Origin of the sequence: Turicibacter sp. H121, assembly GCF_001543345.1 — a bacterium.
Taxonomy (GTDB): Bacteria; Bacillota_I; Bacilli_A; order MOL361; family Turicibacteraceae; genus Turicibacter; species Turicibacter bilis.
The window spans coordinates 2,296,904-2,317,458 of sequence record NZ_CP013476.1; the positions used below are offsets into that span (position 1 = coordinate 2,296,904).

Sequence of the window (20,555 nt, forward strand, 5' to 3'; positions counted from 1 at the left end):
GAAAGTTCTTTAACTATTTTGTTTATAAGTGAAACAAAACGCTGATGATTAGGTGATTTACGAATCAAAAAGTGAGGGATAGTCATGAAAACAAAGGATTTAACGAAAATGGCAATTTGTATAGCCTTACTGAGTGTATCGTCGTATTTATCATTTCCATTACCATTTACACCAACGATGGTTACCGCACAAACAATTATGATTAATGTAAGTTCGTTACTACTCACGCCACAACAAGTATTTATAACTGTAATGTTATATCTTTTGATGGGGTTGCTTGGATTTCCAGTTTTCGCAGGAGGCGGTTCAGGATTAGCTTATATTGTAAGTCCAAGTGGAGGCTTCCTCTTAGCCTTTTTAATAGCTGCTCCTGTCATGAGTCTTATAAGGCAAAAAGTAGCTGTTAACTTTAAACGTTATTTACAAGTGACAGTCTTTATTGGGATGCCAATTATTTACTTGATAGGTGCTGTTTGGATGAGTGTCGTTGCCCATATGGCATTCATGGCAACACTAAATGCTGCGGTTCTTCCTTTTGTGATTGGCGATACATTAAAGTGTATCATTGCTAGTACACTCGCCTTGCGATTAGAAAGATTAACGTCTAGTACAAAATGGGTGACTTCGTATGAATAGTGTTTCATTCTATGGATGAAAATAGAACTCGTACCAGTAGAGATCAATATAAAAAGATGAGAGCAATCTAAATAACTCTCATCTTTTTTTGCATATAAGTAATCCGATGTTATCTATTATTTTTAAATAATGCTATGTTTAAGTATAGGGTTGAAATTTTATAAACGTTAAAGACCACAAGTTTTTTCAGTCTTTAATGAATAGACTCTAAACATTGTTTGGCGTTATTAGGAAAGAGAATTAGATTTTATGATGGTATCGAAACGTCGATGCACCGTTTGATTTTTTATGTTGAAAAACGACTCTTTTTGAGCGATGATTTTTATAAAATGGTTCATCCTATAAATAGGTGATAAAAGTGAAAAAAAATCGCAAAGATAATCGAGAGTTTAAACAATTAAAAGAGCAATTAATCGGGACACGTCAAGTCGTTAAGCATACAAAAATCGGAAACCTTTGGACACATGAAGCAGCCGTCCGAAAAAAGCTAAAACAACTTTCTCAAATGGATGGTCGCTCCATTAAAGGGTTTGATAACTTGGTGATGGATTATCGCGAGCTTCTTGATGAGATTTCGCATCGACTACTTGAAGATTATAATGAAAAGAATCAAACTCAGTTTGACTTTGAGGAAATCATTCAAGAGTATGAATCGGAATATTTATCATCGGGTATTTTAACTGCTCTTGTGAGTAGTCATATTCCATCGCTGATGGCAGAGGCTTTTCAAACACATTTCCCACATAACCCTAAGGATGAATATCCAGAAGCAAGGGCGTTAAAACGAAAAGTCTACCTTCATTTAGGTCAAACGAACACAGGCAAAACTTATCAAGCCATTCAACGTTTAAAACAAAGTACAAATGGAATCTATTTAGCACCGTTACGAATTTTAGCACTTGAAATTTTTGAGCGGTTAAATGAAGAGGGTGTAGCATGTAACCTATTAACAGGAGAAGAAGAAGTGATCGTTGAAGGTGCTCATCATCAAAGTTCAACGGTCGAGAAATTAAACTTAGATCGTACGTATGACGTTGCAGTGATTGATGAAATACAAATGTTAGGTGATTCTCAACGAGGCGCCGCTTGGACACGAGCTTTACTTGGTTTAAGATGTCCAGAAATTCATCTCTGTGGTGCCTTAAATTCAAAAGATGTATTAATTGAAATGATAGAAGATTGTGGTGATGAGTTTGAAGTCATTGAGTATGTTCGCCAAGTGCCACTTCAACTTATTAAGGAACCCTTTAAGTTGTCAGAAGCCCAAGTCGGTGATGCTTTTATCCTATTTTCAAAGCGAAAAGTTCTTGAATTAGCAAAGTTTTATCGTGAAAATGGGATTAAGGCAAGTGTCATTTATGGCGATTTACCTCCAGAAGTACGTAAGATGCAATATCATGATTTCATTGATCAAGAAAATATTATTCTTGTTTCAACCGATGCCATTGGAATGGGCGTTAATCTACCGATTAGACGAATTATCTTTATGAATCTTCAAAAATTTGATGGAGAGGAAGAACGTTGGCTAACCTCTCAAGAAGTGAAGCAAATTGCAGGACGTGCAGGACGAAAAGGACTTTATGAAGTGGGTTATGTTTGTTCGTATGGAAGAGGGTACTCTTTCTTAAAAGAAAAAATTGAAATGGAAGATGACCCGATTCAAGAGGCAGTTATAGGACCAAGTGAAGCTATTTTAGAAATTGAGGGGCTACCTTTAAAAGAAAAACTTGCCCTTTGGAGTACAACGGCTATTGAGGTTGAGTGGTACCGAAAAATGGATATCCGAGATTACATTTTGATTTTAGATAAAATTAGACGCTATCATTTAAGTGAAGAAGATCAGTGGCGTTTGATGAAATTACCAATGGATGTTCATAATGAAGAAGTGCTCTCAACGCTGTTACTCTTTATTGATAGCTACTTTGTTCGAGGGGAAACTGAACTACCAAAACCTTCGCACGGAGAAGAAAGCTTACGAACATTAGAAACTTATTATCAAAAAGTAAATCTTTATTATTCATTCTGTAAAAATTTTGACATTCCATTTGATTTGGATTGGGTTTATGATGAACGACTTCGTGTCAGTGAACGAATCAATGAATTGTTAGTGAACGGAAAGTATTAAATCGGAAAACTAATAATCTAATAAAAAACCAGTATTCATCTGTTGATACTGGTTTTTATATTAGAAACATTAAGACTTTATTCAAGAATTATGTGATATTTTTAGAAATAGTTGAGGTGCGTAATGATGTGATAAATTAATTTGAAGATAACAGTTTATATAAAAATCATGGGTACCTGTCATCAATTAGAAAAAACGGAAAATATTAAGGATTGTTTTTAAAGAGATTCGTTGCTATAATGAATTCATCCGATCATAGTAGAAATACAGTTGCGATGCGGACAAGGGCCGATAAGCAACGAAGGATAATAATCTCATGTTGGCGCATGAGATTTTTTTTATGCACAAAAACAATGGTTGACGTAAAGACTAGAAGTGTTACAATTAAGATATTTGAATAACAAAAGAGGTAAAACGTATGACAACATTTAATGAATTACAACTTAGTCCTGAGATTTTAAAATCATTAGCTGGGCTTGGTTATGACGAGGCAACTGAAGTTCAGGCCAAAGTAATCCCAGCTATCTTAAACCAAAAAGATGTCTTAGTTCAATCAAAAACGGGAAGCGGGAAAACGGCAGCTTTTGGGATTCCACTGTGTGAGCAGATTGAGTGGGAAGAAAATAAGCCACAAGTCTTGATTTTAACACCAACTCGTGAATTAGCCGTTCAAGTACAAGAAGAAATTATGCACATTGGTCGTTTCAAACGACTTAAGGTGGCAGCTGTTTACGGAAAAGCTCCTTTTAAAGATCAAGCCCGCGAATTAAAACAAAAAACACATATCGTCGTTGGAACACCAGGTCGAGTATTAGACCATATCGAACGTGGAACATTAAACTTACAAAAATTAAGTGTGTTGTGTTAGATGAAGCAGATGAAATGTTAAAAATGGGGTTCATTGAGACAGTGGAAATGATTATTAAAATGACACCAAGTACTCGTCAAATGATGCTATTTTCAGCAACGATGTCTAATCGTATTAAAGAATTAGCACAAAACTATTTAACGCAACCGATTGAAATTAAAATTGAATCTGAGCATGTGACAACGGAATTAGTTGAACATGAATTATATCCAGTTCGTATGCAAGAAAAAGTTCGTTTACTTCAAGACTTATTAACCGTACAAAATCCAGAACGTTGCATTATTTTCTGCTCAACACGAGAAGCGGTCGATGCTTTATATCAAGGATTAAAAGCGAAAGGTTATCTGGTGAATCGTCTTCATGGAGGGCTTGAACAAAAAGATCGTCTCGATATTATGCGTCAATTTAAAATGGGACGTTTTGCATATTTAGTGGCAACCGATGTAGCTGCTCGTGGAATTGATGTCAGTGGAATGACTCATGTCTTTAACTTTGATTTGCCAGAAGAAAAAGATGCCTTTGTTCATCGCATCGGTCGTGCAGGTCGTGCGGGAGAAAAAGGAAAAGCTATTACATTTGTCACACCATTTGAAACGAAATGGTTAGAAGAAATTCAAAACTATATTGGATTTGAGCTACCGGTTGCTGAGCGTCCAGTGGCGACTGAAGTTGAAAAATCAAGAGCTGCATTTGAAGCCAAGTTAAAAGCAAAACCGAAGATGAGAATGGAAAAACGCGCGGATGTGAATCGTGAAATCATGAAGATTTATTTAAATGGTGGGAAGAAAAAGAAACTTCGTGCCATCGACTTTGTAGGAACCATTTTATCAATTGAAGGCATTGAAAAAGAAGATATCGGAATTATTGATATTCAGGAAAATGTTACTTATATTGATATTTTAAATGGTAAAGGTTGGAGTGTCATTGATGGGTTAAAAACGAAGACCATTAAAGGGAAAAAACTAAAGGTTCAAAAAGCGTATAACTAAACGATTTAAAAGATGAAAAGTAAGGTCGGCAAATTCGCCGATCTTTTTTTGATATGATTAATACGTTGGTAAATGGACGGAAATGCTAGTTTATTGCATAGCAAATCCATCAATTTGTCATACTAGTTTTATTAAGATATAAAAGCAGACGGGGAGGATTTCGTCTGCTTTTTTTCAAAATGAGGTGTAAAAATGGTACGACGTGGGTACGATAGCCAAGACGAACGCTGGTTTTCCCAAGTAGAATTGGAGAAGTTAAAACAGGCAAATCATGATATTACTTGGCTCATCAATCGAGGTTATAAACTAGAAGGAAGTGTTACTTTTGTTAGTAATCGCTTTTTATTTTCAAACCGCCAACGTGAAGCATTAAAGCGTGTTATTTGTGCAAGCACATGTTGTTTAAAACGTATGGAAAAAGAGTTACCACTAGAGCAGATGAAAGGAAAGACACTCTATATTGATGGGTTCAACTTAATTATTACACTTGAAGTGGCATTAAGTGGTGGCACCTTAGTATTTGGGAATGATGGGAATATTCGTGACTTAGCAGGACTTCGAGGCAGTTATCGAATGATTGAAGAAACTGAACAGGCTCTTCAACTACTGGGACAATTTTTTAAGCGATATGAAGTTTCGCATGTCATTTTCTATTTAGATGCACCTGTTTCAAACTCTAAACGGTTAAAATCCAGTATTTTATCGATGATGAAAGCCATTCCTCTTTCTGTTGAAGTGGAATTAGTTCCGAATGCAGATGTGCTACTTGTCAATAAAGAATATGTCGTGAGTACAGATGCTGCTATTTTAGATTCATGCCTGAGTTACTTCAATCTATCAAAAGCGATAATTCGAGAGAACCAAGTGAGTGCCATGATGGTTGATTTTAGAATGAAAGAAAGAGGGAGTATCGATGATTGAATTTATCATTAACTATTGTGCGCCAACACTTGCTCATATTAAAGTGGCTAATTTATTTAGCTATCCGCTCACATCTCTAGAAACTCTCAAAGAAGAGTTAAGGGCGGTCAATGAACAGATAAACCCATCTGGTATTTACGCCACGTTACTTAAAATTGGAAAGAAAAGAGCTTTAATTTATGTCTATCAGCAACAAGCGTTAGAAATTGAATTAAGAAAATTGAACGTAAAACAATTTTTGACGACGATTGGGTATCAATCCTTTAATCTTAAAGATTGTTTGAATTTTTTAAAAAAACGTTTGATGATCAGTGAAGCATTTCCACATGAAATAGGATTTTTCCTCGGTTATCCGTATGATGATGTCATTGGATTTATTGAACATGAGGGGAAAGACTATGCTTACAAAGGATACTGGAAGGTTTATGCAAACGTTGAGGAAATGAAACATCTATTTAAAAAATATGCAGATTGTAAACAATATTACCTTAAGCAATATGAACAAGGCATATCGCTACAATGTTTGTGTGATACAATAATAGATTAATAGATAAGACGTAATCATTCTTATGTATCGTAAAAATTTGACTGCTTATATCGTCGGTCTGTATGAAGAACGTTTGATGATTTTACAGTTTTTTTACCCTTTTATTATGAAATATGGATTATTTTTCGATATGATAGATAAGTGAAAATGGATAATTAGTAGAGTTGGTGTCGAATCATGATACTGAAATATTGATGATATTGACAGCAAGAGTAAGGAGGCAGAGATTATGAGGAAACAATATCTAATCGGAGTCCTTATTTTACTCCTTCTGATAAGTATGGGTTTGACGTGGAAACTAAAGATGTTTGTTCGGCCTCCTTTAGCGAAAGAGCTACTAGATTTACCTTATATCGTCAATGAGGTCGACGAGCTTGGAGGCGATAACTTTCAACTTAATTGGCAAGAAATCGTGGCGATAATTGCAATGGATCCGAAAAAAGATTTAAGTCAAATTTCAGAGGAAGAGTTACAGCAACAAGCTTCACTTTTTATTAGGAATCATCAAGTCTTGTCCTTTGATGAGGTTCTCAATCAATTAGATTTAAACGAGAAAGAACAAAAGAGGGCCTATGATAACTTGAATCAATTAAAAGATTATGGTTATATTCCTTCTAAAACAGATCCTCAATCTTTTGAGATGAGATTTATTGAGTCGGTTAAAGCAGGGGCGATTGAAAACTATCAGTTATATGGAATTTTACCTTCAATTACGATTGCACAAGCGATATTAGAATCTAATTGGGGACAGTCAGACTTAGCGAATCAAGCGAATAATTTATTTGGAATTAAAACGGGAACGAATTGGTCAGGTGAAGTCATGAGTTTTGAAACGAAAGAAGGTTTTGATGAGTATATTATCGATGAGTTTAGAAGTTATCCATCGCTTAATGCATCCATCATTGATCATGGTCAATTTTTAGTAGCCAATCCTCGTTATACTAAAAGTGGTGTTTTTGAAGTTAAGACTTATAGAACACAGGCAAAAGCATTAGAAGAAGCGGGATATAGTACCGCTAAAGATGAAAATGGGGATAAAATTTATGCTGAAATGCTAGGTCAATTAATTCGTCAATATAATTTACAATTAATTGATCATGCTGTTTTATATTCATAGAAAACCTTTATTTTTAAATAGAGGTTTTTTTGATTATATTTAGAACTTCATCGTTGAGGCTTTTCAATCATTGATAAACATGCTATAGTTTAAGTATCGAGTTAGTTATTGCTAACTTGGTGTGAGGATATTGATAACTACTTTTTATTTTTAAAGATTAGTTAGCTTATGCTAACTCGTTGAAAAAGATATTTTTTAAATAAAGATTGAGAAGTGTCTTTTATTTTTAAGATCAGGTTAGCATAAGCTAACTAAAATAAAGTGGAGGGATAAAGATGCAGAAGTATTTAGTTGAACATTGTGCACCCACGTTAGCGGGGCTAAAGACAGCGAGTTTATTTAATTTATCTTTTTCAACTCGTGAGGAGTTGGATCAAAAGGTGTTGATGGCGAATCAAATGTTAAATGATAAAGGTCTTTATTGTGAAGTTTTACGACTGCGTCAAACCTCAGCTTTGATTTATGTGTATCGCCATCAACAGTTAGAAATGGATTTATCACGATTAGAGAGCCAACAAGTCCTATCAAAGGTTGGTTATTCTAGTGTAATGCTAAGACCATGCCTAGAATTATTAAAGGAACGTCTTTGTTATCAAGAAACATTTCCACATGAAATAGGATTATTTCTTGGCTATCCTGTAGAAGATGTCGTTGGATTTATAAGGCATCAAGGGAAAAATAGTAAGCACACAGGATATTGGAAGGTGTATGGGGATGTAGTGGAGAGTATTAAGCTCTTTACAAAGTTTAAAAAGTGTAAGCATATCTATAAGCAACGATTTGGGAGTGGTGTTTCGATTCAGCAATTAATTGTTGCTGATTAATATAATTAAAGGAGAGTGGAATGATGAGTAAAGTTGCAGTTGTGTTTTGGAGCGGAACAGGAAATACGGAAGCGATGGCAAACCAAGTAGTAGAAGGTGCAAAGCGTAAAGGAGCCGAGGTAGATTTATTTACAGCTGCTGAGTTTGAGAAGAGCTTAGTTGCTACGTATGACGCTATTGCATTTGGATGTCCGTCCATGGGCGTGGAACAGTTAGAAGATAGTGAGTTTGAACCGATGTTTGAAGCTTGTTTACCTGAGCTTGCGCATAAGAATATTGCATTATTTGGTTCATATGGCTGGGGTGATGGTCAGTGGATGGAAGAGTGGGAGTCTACTTGTTCAGAAGCTTCAGCAAATCTAGTTTGTCAAAGCGTGATTTGTAATGATTATCCTGATGAAGAAGCATTAGATGCCTGCTACCATCTTGGACAGTCATTAGTAAAATAAGAGGAAGGAGCGGAATATTCCCGCTTCTTTTTGTCATTTAATCACTTATTTTAAAGATATGTCATACGATAGCAAAAGATAGAGTGAAAGGTGTGAGTAAGTTTTGAGTGAAGACATGAGAGCGCCGATTAATAAATATACCATCACGAATCTTAATTTGCGAAAAGAGCCCTCTAAATCGGCTATGATTATTAAGGTGATTCCAGCCTATTCTCGTTTTGAGCTCATTGACTCAGATGATGAATGGTTGAAAGTATTATACGATAACCAAATCGGTTATGTTTATAAGGATTATGTTTCAGCAACCAAGATGACCACAAGTAATGTTCATCTAAGAACTAAACCATCGAAAAACTCTCAGTCCATGAAAGTGATAAAAAAGCATCAAGAGGTTGAATTGGTGGATCAAGATGGGCTTTGGAGTCAAGTTTTTTATGATGGAAAGCTTGGATTTATTTATAGCGCGTATTTAAGTAATGATGGGGCGAAGTCAGACCCAGATAAATTAGCTGTATTCTACACTGATATGACGAAATATGTTAATGATAATAAAATTAAAAGTCCAACATCATTTCTATTAACGACAGATTTAAAAGCCAAACAAACGTATGTCTTTGAAGATAATAAAGGAACTTGGAAAGAATTATATCGCTGGCCATCTACGATTGGGGCACCGGTGACACCAACGATTACAGGAACGTTCCATATTAGTGGTCGTAAACCTTCTTTTGGAACTGACCGTTATCAAGTGAAACATGCGACCCGCATTAAAGACGGTTATTATTATCATTCGGTTTTATACGATCCAAGCGGAGTGCGAATCATTGATGATCGGTTAGGTGAGGCACTTAGTCATGGTTGTATTCGATTAGCTCCGGAGCATGCGAAATGGATTTATGATAATATTTTAGATGGCACCACGGTTCTTATTCATTAGAAAACGCCCAATAATGGGCGTTTTTTTACATAATCACCTGCTGTTTGTTGAGTAAATCGATGTAAGACTTCATTTGTTCTTCTGTGACTTGTGGAAACGATTCATAGTAAGCGCCAACTGAAGTGAAGCGATCAATGGAATGGAGACAGATAATGTCATCTACAAATTGTCGGAATGCTTCAATCGTTTCAGTTGGGGCAACAGGGACAACCAGAATAAGTTTTTTAGGTGCGTGAGCATGAATAGATTTAATGGCAGCAAGTAGGGTGAAGCCTGTGGCAATCCCATCATCAATTAAGATGACCGTTTGATTCATCACAGGTGGGAATGTTTCACTTCCTCGATACTTCTGGAGTCGACGTTTAATTTCCATCATTTCTTGTTGAATTTGTTCTTGAATATAGTCAGAAGAAACGTCAATTTGATTAATATATTCTTCATATAATAAATAATTTCCATCCATCGTGACGGCACCGATGGCAATTTCTTTATTATGAGGGGCACCGATTTTGCGCGGAATCATAAAATCCCAATCTAGTTGATAACGGCGAATGGTCTCGAGCTCAACTTCAACGCCTCCACGGGGAACGAGTAAGATGAGAGGATGATCGATCTCATATCGTTTGAGTTGATTAGCGATTTGTTGGCCTGCATCGAATCGGTCTTTAAAAAGCATCTAAATCCCTTCTTTCATTAAAAATGCTTTGATTATTATGTGAATTTTCGGTGATTCATATCATCAAAAAACAAGAGATAAATAAAAAGTGAATCGGTGAGGGAAGCTTTAAAAATTCATGGGTAACAAATTCAAAAAATTAGCATAAAATGCATTGAAATGTCATTAGAAAGGATGAATTTAAAGTGAAAGTTTTGAAACACCACATGTCTGTCTATCAATATACATGGACAAGTTTAAAATTACGAGCGGAAAAATCAATGATTGCTGAAGTTTTAACAGTAATCCCATCTCATACGAAATTTGAGGTGATTGATGTTGATGGCTTGTGGTTAAAAGTAGTATATGAAGGTCATATTGGTTTTGTCATTAAACAATCGGTTTCAGTCAGTGAGCTAGTCGAGAAATCATTGCAACTTAATTTTCAAAAAGAGGTTATTTAAATGATGTTAGCTTGTAAAATTGAGGAGCAAGTTGAGAAAAGAAGTGACAATCTGAAAAAAAGTATCTGACAGAATATAAAATCCGACAAATTCTGCCGGTTAAAATTTTTATAATAGAAAGGTAAGGGAAGAAAAATAGAAAATAGATATTGGGGTGTCATTTTCTATTTGGAGAATTAAAATAGGTAGTGTATTGTATTCTTTGCTAGAAACTTTACCTAAAAGCCATCTGGATTTGAAATCGAGATGGCTTTTTTTATGATGAAATCAGAAAAAATTGCAAACGATATAAAGATAAATAGGGTTGATTGTTGTTATGACCAGGATTACGATAAGTGGTTAGATGAATGGGATCAATAGATGAAAAATACATGGGATAGAGGATTTCATAGCATCATATAAATATAGCTACTGATATTAGCAGGGGGGATAATATCGTTAATTTCTACTAAATCGTTGACTTTCAGTGTATTTAGAGCGTGAGTCATTTATGATTAATTGTGCTATTGATCAACGTAAGATTCCTCTTCAAATTTTAATGAAGTTAGTCACTTATTTGGTGAACTAGTGAAAAAGAGGGTTAGGAATAAAAGCTTTATCGCATAAGAAGAACATGAATGGCTTATATTAAAATTCCTTAGTATAAATAGAGGCTAGCTGATAAATACTACTGAGAGCTTGATTAAACAGTAGATTTGAGGTGATCAAATGAATGAACAAAGAAATGAGGCCGTATGGTATTTTGTCATGAGTGTGTTGATAGCATGGATTTGTCTAAAGTCGTTTGATTTTCTAGGAATTGCAGGTCATCTTTTATTAGTTATAGCTATAGGTTTAATGGGGATTGGATTTATAAAATTACCAATGATAAAAAATAGGAAACATGAAAGATATAATCATCGACTTCATCAAGCAATGCAATTAAATGAAGTCTATCAAAAGTTGAAACTAAGTTTTGATGAAGAAATGGGAGATGATAAGACGATCATTTATGTAGATAGTCGACATAATAAATGGTTTGTGATTCAAAAAGAAAAGGTTATGCCAGATTATAAAAGGATACATATTTTTGATTTTTGTGATATTGTCTCAGTCGAGTTAATAAATGAACGAAGCTTTTATAAGAATCAACTCAATTACCGCACTGTCGATGAAGTTTGTACAAGACTTGAAGTACAAGTTATGACTACAAACATCAAGATGCCAGAAATTCATTTGCGATTTATCACTGCAGATGTTTTTTGTTCATCAAAGCAGTATCAAAAGATATTAAGAGAAGCGGAATATATAAAGACGATATTAACAAGCATGAAATATCAAGGTCATGATGAGTTATATGGATGGGGCGAGAATATAAAATATAAGGAGGAAAGAGAGGAAGTTATTGAATAAAAATAAAGCTAGAGGAAATCCTCTAGTTTTATTTTTGTCGTAGATCGATTGAGGAATACTGTGCTAAAATGATCTTATTGTAAGTGAAATGTTGTAAGGAGTGTCAGAGATGGAACAAGAGACAGTATTTATTCGAAACCAAGGTGGCGTGACAGTACTGAGTGACTTACTTCAATCACTGGATCAGTGTGAAGGTTTTTGTTTTACGGTGGCCTTTATGACGTTTGGTGGAGTTCAGCTATTAGTTCAAAAGTTAAGTGAATTGGAACAACGTGGTATTTATGGTCGCGTTTTGACATCAACATATCAGCAATTTTCAGAACCGAAGGCGATTGAGAAGTTACAATCTTTTAAAAATATAGAAGTTCGTTTATATGATCAAGTCATTGAAGGGGGACTTCATGCAAAAGGTTATCTATTTATGAAAGGAGAGCTTGTTGAGGTTTATATTGGTTCATCCAATTTAACGACGAGTGCATTAAAAGAAAATATTGAATGGAATGTGAAGTTAACTAAATCAAAGAGTGATGTAATGGTTGAGGACGTATTATCTGATTATGAATTGTTATGGGAAGCTGCAGGTAGTTTAACGAAAGAGAAATTAGAAAAGTACAAAGCCAGCTATCAAAGATTTAAGGCTTTTGAAAGAGAGAGCTTGTTAGAAGTAGAAGATGCACTATTATTACCAAGTGAGGTTCGTCCAAATCTGATGCAACAAGCGGCCATGAAACGACTGAATTCACTTCGTCAAAGAGGAGAAAAGAAAGCTTTAGTGATTGCAGCAACCACTGCCACCCACTGAAAACCGAAAAAGAGTGGCACAAAAAATTAGTTATTGATTCCAAATGATTTGTAATCCATCCTCTTTAACCATGATTTTATTGATGAATAAATCAACAATCGCGGTTTAAGTGTCTAAATCACATTCAAATAAGTTAGGAATCCCACTTTTAATAAATTGTTCAATCTCAGATTCTTCATATTTTGCTTCTTCTGCTTGTGCTAATAGTTTTTCTTTCTGTGCGTTTAAATCGGCTAATTTCGCATCGAGTGATGTTTTAGATAATCGATCGTCCATATACAAATCGAGTAGTTTATTTATTTTTTTATCAATACGTTCAATTTGTTTTCCGTAGTTAATCGATTTAGGACTTAATTCAATTTCACCACTCGTTCCCAGTCGATGGAGTCTATCAAATATTTCTTTTTCAAACTCTTCACGTCTAATTTTGCGATTAAAACATTTGCTATCGTAGCGAGAAGGCAGTCTACGACGCTTACACATCATGTCATAACGAGTGACGCTTTCACCAGTTGATAATTTATATTTGATTAAATAAGGACGATATTCTTCGCCACAGTGGTCACAAAAAACTTTTCCTGTAAACACTTTATTTTTAACCGTCCCATAACTTTTCGTTCGATGTTTTTCATGAACTTCTTGTGCTTGATTAAATAGTTCAGTCGATATAATAGGTTCGTGTGAGCCTTTGAACCATTCACCCGCAAATGAAACTTCGCCAAGATAAAGCCGATTTTGAAGTAGCCGACTGATACGATTAGCTCGAATTCTTTTAAAACCTTCTTTGTCTAATTTATCTTGAACTTTAGCATACGACTTTAAATGAACATACTCTTCAAAGATTCGCACGATATGTTGACGTTCTTCTTCATTCACGACTAATTCTCCACGCTTTAGCCTTGTATAGCCGTATGGGTTTGCTCCTGCACTACCCGACCAGAGGCCTTCATCACGAACCATGTTGCGGTGACAGTTCCATAAACGATCGTTGATGGTTTCACGTTCTAACTGAGCGAAGACTGACAAAACGCCAATGGCTGCACGACCAAATGCAGTGCTCGTATCAATTGTTTCTGAGATTGAGATAAATTCAATGTTATTAGGTAAAAATAGTTCTTCAATCAGAAAGAGGGTGTCACGTTGACTTCTGCTTATTCGATCGAGACGATAAACAATCACGACATTCACCTTCTTGTTTTTAATATCTTTTTGTAACTGTTCGAGAGCAGGTCGATTTAAATGAGAACCGCTATATCCCGCATCAATGTATTCTGTAACATCATCCCAACCTTTAGAGAGGCAAAAGGCTTTGATTCGTTCCTTTTGTAATGGAATACTGTAGTTTTCGATTTGTTGTTCCGTTGAAACTCTTGCATACAATGCCACTTTCATGTTTATCCCTCCGCTTATTGATTCCAAATCACTTGTAATCCATCCTCTTTCACAATGATTTTATCGACAAATAAATCAATAATCGCGGTTTGGGTGTCTAGATCACATTCAAATAAGTTAGGAATCCCGTTTTCAATGAATTCTTCCATCAGTGAGGTTTCGTACTCTGTTTCTTTAGATTGTGTTAATAGTTTCTCTTTTTGAGCATTACAGTCGGCTAATTTCGCATCAAGCGTTTCTTTTGGAAGTCGATCATCCATATATAAATCTAATGGTTTATTGATTTTATCATCGATACTTTTAATCTTTTTCTCGTAGTCAATCGGTTCAGTCTTTTTGGTAAATTCAATCTCACCACTTGTTTCTAAGTTTTTAATGCGGTTAAAGATTTCTTCTTCTAAATCTGAACGTTTTAGATTACGATTAAAACATTTACTCTCGTAGCGAGCGGGTAGTTTGCGACGACGACACACCATATAGTAGTAAGTGGCACCCGTTTTTTTTATCTTTTATGCTATAAGAATAGTAAGTTTCACCACAACACCCACAGATCACTTTGTGCCTAAATACATTATTTTTTATTTTTCCATAATTGTAGCCTTTGAAATGTTCATTTACCTTTTGGGCTGCATTAAATAAATCAACCGATATAATGGGTTCGTGTGAGCCTTTGAACCATTCGCCTGCGAATGAGACCTCACCAATGTAGAGTCTATTTTTAAGTAAGGTTATAATACGATATTCAGGTAGAGGGGAGAACCCTTCTTTTTCTAATTTCTTTTGCACTTTAATATAAGACTTTAACGTCACGTATTCCTCAAAGATTCGCACGATATGTTGACGTTCTGCTTCATTGACCACTAATTTTCCGCGTTTAAGTCTGGTATAACCATAGGGACTGGCATCAGCACCACCGGCCCAAAGCCCCTCATCACGAACCATTTTAAATCGTCCTGAGCGTAAACGTTCGGTAATCGTTTCTCGTTCTAGTTGGGCGAAGACTGACATCACCCCAATCATCGCTCGACCAAAGGGAGTAGAGGTGTCAATCGTTTCTGAAATTGAGATGAATTCTACATTATTAGGAAGAAACATTTCTTCAATTAAATAGAGCGTGTCACGTTGGCTACGACTTAACCGATCTAAACGATAAACAATCACCGCATTAATCTTTTTATCAGCAATATCTTTTTGCAACTGTTGGAGCGCAGGGCGGTTTAGGTTAGAACCACTATATCCTCCGTCTACATACTCCGTCATGTCATCCCATCCCTTAGACAAACAAAACGCTTTCATTCTTTCCTTTTGTAAAGGAATGCTGTAGTTTTCAATTTGTTGCTCGGTTGAAACTCTTGCATACAGTGCTACTTTCATTTTCCTTTTCCTCCGATAATAGTAGTAAAGACCTCAGTGTGAGGCCTTTTTTATTCTCTAAATAACTATTCATTAATCAACAAATGGGCTTACCATCCCAACGAATTTTCCCAAAATACAAATCTCATCTACCTGATCACCAACTATTGTGATAGGCTTCTCATTTTCAGAAGTTGGTGATCGTAAGACAATGACATCCTCAAAGTGATAATACTTCTTAATCATTGCCTTTTCATCGGCTAGTGCAACAGCAACAATTGCTCCATTTTCCGCCACTGACTGCTTTTTAAAGATCGCATAAACCTTATTATCAACAAGGAGTCCCGTCATTCCTTCGTCCTTCACTTCAATTTCTAAGGCGAAAAAGTGACCCGTTTCGCTAGAATAAGGATTATTAATTTCACCTATGACATCCCCAAACTTATTAGCAAACACTTCATGATAAACACTGACTTTATCATTGGAATAAGTAGTTGTACCTTCTGATACATACTCCTCAATCCCAAGCAATACAAGTGGAGAGATGTCTAATGCTTTCGAGAGAAGGACCATTTTATCTCGTCTCATATTTTCAATTTTTCCTAACTCCCATTTCCATGCCGTTGTCTTATCAACTCCACATAGCTTTCCTAAATCACTATAAGAAAGACCTAATTGTATTCTTCGTGCTTTGATAATGTCTTTAACTTCTGTATTGTTCATCGCAGTTCTTAAATCTCCTTTTTAATACATTTTTTTCTAATATAACCACATCCTTTTTTTAATGATACTACCCGTGTTGCTTGAAATCAACATCTGTTGTTGATTTAATATTATTTTTTCCAATTTGAAGTTATTTTATGTAATAAAATACAACAATCGTTGCTTTTGATAAACATACAGAACTAGATAATAACATTTGATGGGAATTGGTGTTGTTTTGTCTATCATGACACTTTTTGAAGAATAAAATAAAAAATTTACAAAAATAAGCGCTTTCCTATTGATTAAAGTCATAAATTGGTATATTATGGAGTTGATTAAAAGCCACGAAATGGAAGGGGATACAATGACAATGAATGTTGCATTATTGAAATACTATATTGGATTAAGGGGAATGAATCTCACTCAATTTGCTGCACTGTTAGGGGTTAATAGAAGTTTTATCTATGCTAAGCTGCGAAAACCAGATAGTTTTTCGCGTTCTGACATTAAATTAATTATGCAAACATTAGATTTAACACCCGATGAGCTGTTAAATATTTTTTTCCCTGATGCGTTGACTAAAAGCAACGATAACTAAGGGGGCAATCATAGGGGGATTAGAAATGAAAGTTAATACACCACTTGGAATCATTGAATTTTCTGATGCATTAAAAAATTATGGTTATGCATCGGTCGATACAAAAAAGACTTTAAAGAAGTTGAAGATTCAGACATATGACGAGGGGAAAGAAATTTTATGGTATCGTAATGCAGCCAATCAGGCGATTACAGAGATTAGCTGTATGAAAGATAAACCGCAGGATTATGAGTATACGTGTCCATGCGGTTATGAATTAAAATCGGGGTTTAATTTAGAAAGCATTAGATGTCATCAATGTGAAGAGTTAATGCAAAAAACATACATCGGAGTCGTGGCACAAGTTGTTTAATAAGAGAGTGATAGATCGGGGGGAGTCAAACGTGTTGGCAGGTTTTCGGTTTAAAGAATATGAGATGAATCAGGAGGGGGTTGTAACAGGATATCAAGTGATTTGGGGAGATGAACAAGTTGCAACCCTTGAATATCGAAGTCATACGTGGATTGGGGCTATTGTCAAAGATATCAATATTATTACTAAGCGTGATAAATCCGTGATGCGAGTCGCGGGTTGGATTATTCATGAATTGAAGGGATAGGATTTCTAATGATTCATCACGATAAGCAGATAGAAAAGATGTTCGACAAAAAGAGAAGAAATTCTTCTCTTTAACGAACTTGTATAGGATATTAACAAGTCGACCATTTTTAGATTTTGTCGAATAAGTGGGAGTTAAAATGGGGGAAGTCGTGATGAAGAAAAAAGTGTTTGATAATTATGATTATGAAAGTTTTTATAATCATTCATTTGATGAACAAACAGGGGAATTATTAAATGATCGTGTGAAGTCGTTAAGGGGAGTGGCTTATACCACAGCAACCATCAAAGCGGGAAATCAGTTAGAAGTAGAGATTTATCCCTCATTTAAAAAAGAGATTCCTGAGATGATGAGACGATTTAAACAAAAGAAAAGTCGTGAGAGTAGTGAGCAACAGAAGAATTTGAATGATCGAAATGCTAAGAAAAAGTTAATACGGTTAGTTCATGAAAATTTTTATACGGGTGATTACTGGTGTACCCTAACGTTTAAAGAGGCACCACAAGATTTAGAAACAGCAGAAAGGTTAAGTAAGAATTTTTTTAGACGGATTAACCGAGTTAGAAAGAAAAAAGGGTTAGAAAATGCGAAATATGTGTATGTCATTGAGGAAGGAACAACGGGAACCGAACGATTTCATCTTCATTTAATTATGGATAATGGGTTAACCAAAGCAGAAGTGGAATCCAAGTGGAAACTAGGTTCATCCACCATTAGAACGCTTAATTACTACAAAGAAGAAAATTTCATTGGGGTTTGTAAGTACATGATGAAAGATGAAGAAACGTATAAAAGAGCGGCTTTCAGATTAAAGGGGAAACGGAGATGGGGAAGTAGTAAAGGAAATCTTGTGTTACCCAAGCCCTCAAAGAATCGCACCAAAATGAGTAAGCGTAAAGTGATGGATATGGTGTTAAATCAAGATTCGATTGGTGAGAAATTAGAGCGAGACTATCCCATGTATCAGTTTAAAGAAGTTGAAATCAGATATAGTGAGTGGAATGGTTTGTTTTATATTTATGCACGGATGCAAGATAAACGAAAACGAATGAGGGTGAGAAGATGAAACAGTTAGAAGTGATTTATCCATTTGATATTGAAGTGTTGGCAGAAACAAAACGTATTTTAAGACTTTTGATTCATAATGAATTGGTTGCCATTGAGCAGAGAAATCGAGCCGAATTTTGTGCAAAGCATTGTGATCAATTAGAACAACGACTTTATCATTTGTTAAATAACTGATGATTTGAAGCGGGAAAGGAGAATCGCCGTGACGTTACAAGAGTATTTGAAGCAGCATCAGATGAAGTTATCGACATTTGCTAAAACGTATAATCTGGATTATCACGGGCTTTTTCGAGTGAAACAGGGGGCAGTCACACGAGATGAAGCGATCAAGCGTGTCTTTGAACAGTTAAATATTATTAATGATGGGAAGCAGAAAGTGGGTGAACCGAACACCTCTTTTCTATCTCAAGAATGCGTGTGTATTCATTGTGAGCCTGCGGGTGACATCTATTGTTATTACCGTCATCACTTACAAGAGATAGAAGAATATTTATTGCAACAGAACATTCCCTATTATGTTAGACAAGCAAAAGGCTACTGGTTAGTGAAGTATGATAAGGAGGCTTTATAAAGTTGAATCGAACGGTTAGAAGAACGTGAAAGTTGAACTTTTAGCCCTTTCTTTGACAGAAGAAAGGTGATGAAAGGAAACTTTATAGGGATTCTGTTCGATGAAACTAGATTGACTTTAAATTAAGAAAAGGAGAATTGGTATGATTAATAATATTGTTTTAGTGGGGCGGACCACCAAAACGATCGAATTAAAGCAAAACAAAAATGGCACAAACTATATACAATTTACATTAGCCGTGAATCGTCCCTATAAAGATGAGCAAGGTGGGCAACAGGCAGATTTTATTACTTGTGTTGCATGGAATAAAACGGCTGAAACTCTTTCTAATTATGTTTCTAAAGGGACGCTGATTGGAGTAGAGGGGCGATTACAAGTCAGAAATTATGAGAATGAAGCGGGAGTCCGCCAGTATCTATCAGAAGTTTTAGTCAATCGATTCACATTCTTAGAGTCCAAGAAAAGTAATAATACCTTAGAATCAGTAGACACTTTTAAGGCACAACATGATCCCACTACTGAAACAAGTTATAATCCTTATGATCCGAACTTCTCAAATGCTAATTACTCTCCCACCAGTCAAAACTACAACAATCCCTTTACAACCGCTACAACTTTGGCTGGGAGTTTAAATAGGGCAATGAATCCTATTTCAGTTAGTGATGATGATTTACCTTTTTAGGGCATAATTCGTGATAAAAAAGATGGCACTCAAATTTATTTCAAGAATAGTTGATATATCTTTTTAGGATATAATCGCCAAACGTTGTATACAGGCTTTGGACCTCGGTAAATGTTTGAACTGTTTAACACTTATCGTTGGTCTGTACGGACTTTGTTTTAGGTTACGTGGCAAACTCCCCGAGTTTGCAATGATGTTTAGTTTTCTACTGATGTGCTATACACATACGAGATGATACGTGAGGAGTGGGGATTAATGGGATGAAAACGTAAATCGAAGTATAATTATTATTGTAACGATCACCAAGCGTTGCAAAATCTCCTCCATTTACTCATCACTATTTTTTAAAATTCAAGAAAGTCTCTTATATTTTCTTTTAAGCCGTTCAAGTGAATGGCTTTTTTAATAGCAATAAATGAAAGGGGAAGTGAAAATGGAAAACAAATTAAGAGGAAATTGTGACTTGGCTTACAGTGCAAGAGAGGGATTGCCTGATGAAGTCAAAAGGTTGTATGAGGCGATGGGTCACCTGGCATTTTCGAAGAAAATGTATCCTCAATTGCTAGGGAAAGGCCTGGCATTTAGAGGGGGCAGATGTTTTAAGTAATCTTGATATTGATTTGATTGAAATGACCGCCTATGCGATTTATCGAATGCGACAAGCAAGACAATCACTAGATCAAGAAGGACTATTGATTCAGCAAGGGGAAAAGCTCGTTAAAAATCCTGCGGCTAACATTGAAAAAGACTATCAGAAGATTTTTTGGCAGGGTTGCGTTCAGTTGGGGCTTAGTCCTATTAGTCGAGCTAAACTAAGTAAATGATGAAGGCTACGTTTTAATCTGAAAGGGGGTGTAAAAC

26 protein-coding genes and 1 pseudogene are annotated in these 20,555 nt (G+C 35.5%); 22 read left to right on the top strand and 5 right to left on the bottom strand.

The genetic code is table 11. The annotated features are described in order from the left end of the window. Positions 1-84 precede the first annotated feature (84 nt). The 10 genes and pseudogenes from AT726_RS11020 to AT726_RS12635 all read left to right on the top strand — a co-directional run bounded on the left by AT726_RS11020 (position 85) and on the right by AT726_RS12635 (position 9,413). Positions 85-636 (top strand): biotin transporter BioY, encoded by a 552-nt coding sequence (locus AT726_RS11020; protein WP_068759580.1) that lies wholly within the window; start codon positions 85-87, stop codon positions 634-636. A 358-nt stretch (positions 637-994) separates the two neighbouring features. After that, complete coding sequence (locus tag AT726_RS11025; RefSeq protein WP_068759581.1) at positions 995-2,761, top strand: helicase-related protein; 1,767 nt, start codon at positions 995-997, stop codon at positions 2,759-2,761. 418 nt (positions 2,762-3,179) lie between these two features. Then, positions 3,180-4,123, top strand: a pseudogene (locus AT726_RS11030) (DEAD/DEAH box helicase); the annotation flags it as partial. Positions 4,124-4,387: 264 nt separating this feature from the next. Beyond that, positions 4,388-4,618 carry a DbpA RNA binding domain-containing protein gene (locus AT726_RS13315; protein ID WP_237297252.1) on the top strand — a complete coding sequence of 77 codons (231 nt, stop codon included), beginning with the start codon at positions 4,388-4,390 and terminating at the stop codon, positions 4,616-4,618. Positions 4,619-4,810: 192 nt separating this feature from the next. Then, positions 4,811-5,539: a DUF434 domain-containing protein gene (locus AT726_RS11035; protein ID WP_068759582.1), complete on the top strand. Its 729-nt coding sequence runs from the start codon at positions 4,811-4,813 to the stop codon at positions 5,537-5,539. Next, positions 5,532-6,086 (top strand): DUF3793 family protein, encoded by a 555-nt coding sequence (locus AT726_RS11040; RefSeq protein WP_055242187.1) that lies wholly within the window; start codon positions 5,532-5,534, stop codon positions 6,084-6,086. Before AT726_RS11035 ends, AT726_RS11040 begins: the two co-directional genes overlap by 8 nt. A gap of 229 nt (positions 6,087-6,315) precedes the next feature. Continuing rightward, complete coding sequence (locus tag AT726_RS11045) at positions 6,316-7,203, top strand: glycoside hydrolase family 73 protein (protein WP_068759583.1); 888 nt, start codon at positions 6,316-6,318, stop codon at positions 7,201-7,203. A gap of 275 nt (positions 7,204-7,478) precedes the next feature. Next, positions 7,479-8,027, top strand: coding sequence for a DUF3793 family protein (locus AT726_RS11050; protein ID WP_055275354.1), 549 nt, complete (start codon positions 7,479-7,481; stop codon positions 8,025-8,027). Between the two features lie 23 nt (positions 8,028-8,050). Further along, the gene (locus tag AT726_RS11055; protein WP_055242192.1) at positions 8,051-8,476 is read left to right on the top strand and encodes a flavodoxin; all 426 of its coding nucleotides are present in this window, start codon (positions 8,051-8,053) and stop codon (positions 8,474-8,476) included. Between the two features lie 103 nt (positions 8,477-8,579). After that, entirely contained in the window at positions 8,580-9,413 is an 834-nt protein-coding gene (locus AT726_RS12635; RefSeq protein ID WP_237297100.1) for a L,D-transpeptidase family protein, read from the top strand. 25 nt (positions 9,414-9,438) lie between these two features. On the opposite strand, the gene AT726_RS11065 is transcribed toward AT726_RS12635, so the two are convergent. Then, positions 9,439-10,089 carry a phosphoribosyltransferase gene (locus AT726_RS11065; protein ID WP_068759584.1) on the bottom strand — a complete coding sequence of 217 codons (651 nt, stop codon included), beginning with the start codon at positions 10,087-10,089 and terminating at the stop codon, positions 9,439-9,441. A 185-nt stretch (positions 10,090-10,274) separates the two neighbouring features. On the opposite strand from AT726_RS11065, the gene AT726_RS11070 reads away from it, so the two are divergent. The 3 genes from AT726_RS11070 (at position 10,275) to AT726_RS11080 (ending at position 12,726) form a co-directional block, all read left to right on the top strand. Further along, entirely contained in the window at positions 10,275-10,532 is a 258-nt protein-coding gene (locus AT726_RS11070) for an SH3 domain-containing protein (protein ID WP_055242197.1), read from the top strand. A gap of 708 nt (positions 10,533-11,240) precedes the next feature. Continuing rightward, positions 11,241-11,924 (top strand): hypothetical protein, encoded by a 684-nt coding sequence (locus AT726_RS11075; RefSeq protein ID WP_055275358.1) that lies wholly within the window; start codon positions 11,241-11,243, stop codon positions 11,922-11,924. Between the two features lie 109 nt (positions 11,925-12,033). After that, positions 12,034-12,726 carry a phospholipase D-like domain-containing protein gene (locus tag AT726_RS11080; protein WP_068759585.1) on the top strand — a complete coding sequence of 231 codons (693 nt, stop codon included), beginning with the start codon at positions 12,034-12,036 and terminating at the stop codon, positions 12,724-12,726. Between the two features lie 105 nt (positions 12,727-12,831). Here the strand turns inward: AT726_RS11080 and AT726_RS11085 are convergent, their stop codons facing one another. From AT726_RS11085 to AT726_RS11100, 4 genes are all read right to left on the bottom strand, one after another. Further along, on the bottom strand, positions 12,832-14,118 hold the full coding sequence (locus tag AT726_RS11085) for a recombinase family protein (protein ID WP_068759586.1): 1,287 nt from the start codon (positions 14,116-14,118) through the stop codon (positions 12,832-12,834). A gap of 14 nt (positions 14,119-14,132) precedes the next feature. Further along, positions 14,133-14,594, bottom strand: coding sequence for a hypothetical protein (locus AT726_RS11090; RefSeq protein ID WP_068759587.1), 462 nt, complete (start codon positions 14,592-14,594; stop codon positions 14,133-14,135). Beyond that, positions 14,551-15,492: a recombinase family protein gene (locus AT726_RS11095; RefSeq protein ID WP_068759588.1), complete on the bottom strand. Its 942-nt coding sequence runs from the start codon at positions 15,490-15,492 to the stop codon at positions 14,551-14,553. Before AT726_RS11095 ends, AT726_RS11090 begins: the two co-directional genes overlap by 44 nt. Before the next feature lie 72 nt (positions 15,493-15,564). After that, positions 15,565-16,194 carry a LexA family protein gene (locus AT726_RS11100; RefSeq protein WP_068759589.1) on the bottom strand — a complete coding sequence of 210 codons (630 nt, stop codon included), beginning with the start codon at positions 16,192-16,194 and terminating at the stop codon, positions 15,565-15,567. Between the two features lie 307 nt (positions 16,195-16,501). Between AT726_RS11100 and AT726_RS11105 the strand changes: the two genes are divergently transcribed. The 9 genes from AT726_RS11105 (at position 16,502) to AT726_RS13645 (ending at position 20,518) form a co-directional block, all read left to right on the top strand. Beyond that, complete coding sequence (locus AT726_RS11105; protein WP_144436972.1) at positions 16,502-16,774, top strand: helix-turn-helix domain-containing protein; 273 nt, start codon at positions 16,502-16,504, stop codon at positions 16,772-16,774. Positions 16,775-16,799: 25 nt separating this feature from the next. Next, entirely contained in the window at positions 16,800-17,126 is a 327-nt protein-coding gene (locus tag AT726_RS11110) for a hypothetical protein (protein ID WP_068759591.1), read from the top strand. 31 nt (positions 17,127-17,157) lie between these two features. Beyond that, positions 17,158-17,373 (top strand): hypothetical protein, encoded by a 216-nt coding sequence (locus AT726_RS11115; protein WP_068759592.1) that lies wholly within the window; start codon positions 17,158-17,160, stop codon positions 17,371-17,373. 154 nt (positions 17,374-17,527) lie between these two features. Further along, entirely contained in the window at positions 17,528-18,439 is a 912-nt protein-coding gene (locus AT726_RS11120; RefSeq protein WP_144436973.1) for a rolling circle replication-associated protein, read from the top strand. Then, positions 18,436-18,615, top strand: coding sequence for a hypothetical protein (locus AT726_RS11125; protein WP_055242852.1), 180 nt, complete (start codon positions 18,436-18,438; stop codon positions 18,613-18,615). The genes AT726_RS11120 and AT726_RS11125 overlap by 4 nt, the downstream gene beginning before the upstream one ends. 28 nt (positions 18,616-18,643) lie before the next feature. After that, positions 18,644-19,012: a hypothetical protein gene (locus AT726_RS11130; protein ID WP_068759594.1), complete on the top strand. Its 369-nt coding sequence runs from the start codon at positions 18,644-18,646 to the stop codon at positions 19,010-19,012. Positions 19,013-19,154: 142 nt separating this feature from the next. Beyond that, positions 19,155-19,694, top strand: coding sequence for a single-stranded DNA-binding protein (ssb, locus tag AT726_RS11135; protein ID WP_068759595.1), 540 nt, complete (start codon positions 19,155-19,157; stop codon positions 19,692-19,694). 433 nt (positions 19,695-20,127) lie between these two features. Next, positions 20,128-20,301, top strand: a complete 174-nt coding sequence (locus AT726_RS12895) for a hypothetical protein (protein ID WP_158508553.1) — start codon at positions 20,128-20,130, stop codon at positions 20,299-20,301. Between the two features lie 22 nt (positions 20,302-20,323). Beyond that, positions 20,324-20,518: a P27 family phage terminase small subunit gene (locus AT726_RS13645; RefSeq protein ID WP_262955215.1), complete on the top strand. Its 195-nt coding sequence runs from the start codon at positions 20,324-20,326 to the stop codon at positions 20,516-20,518. The last annotated feature ends 37 nt before the right edge of the window (positions 20,519-20,555 follow it).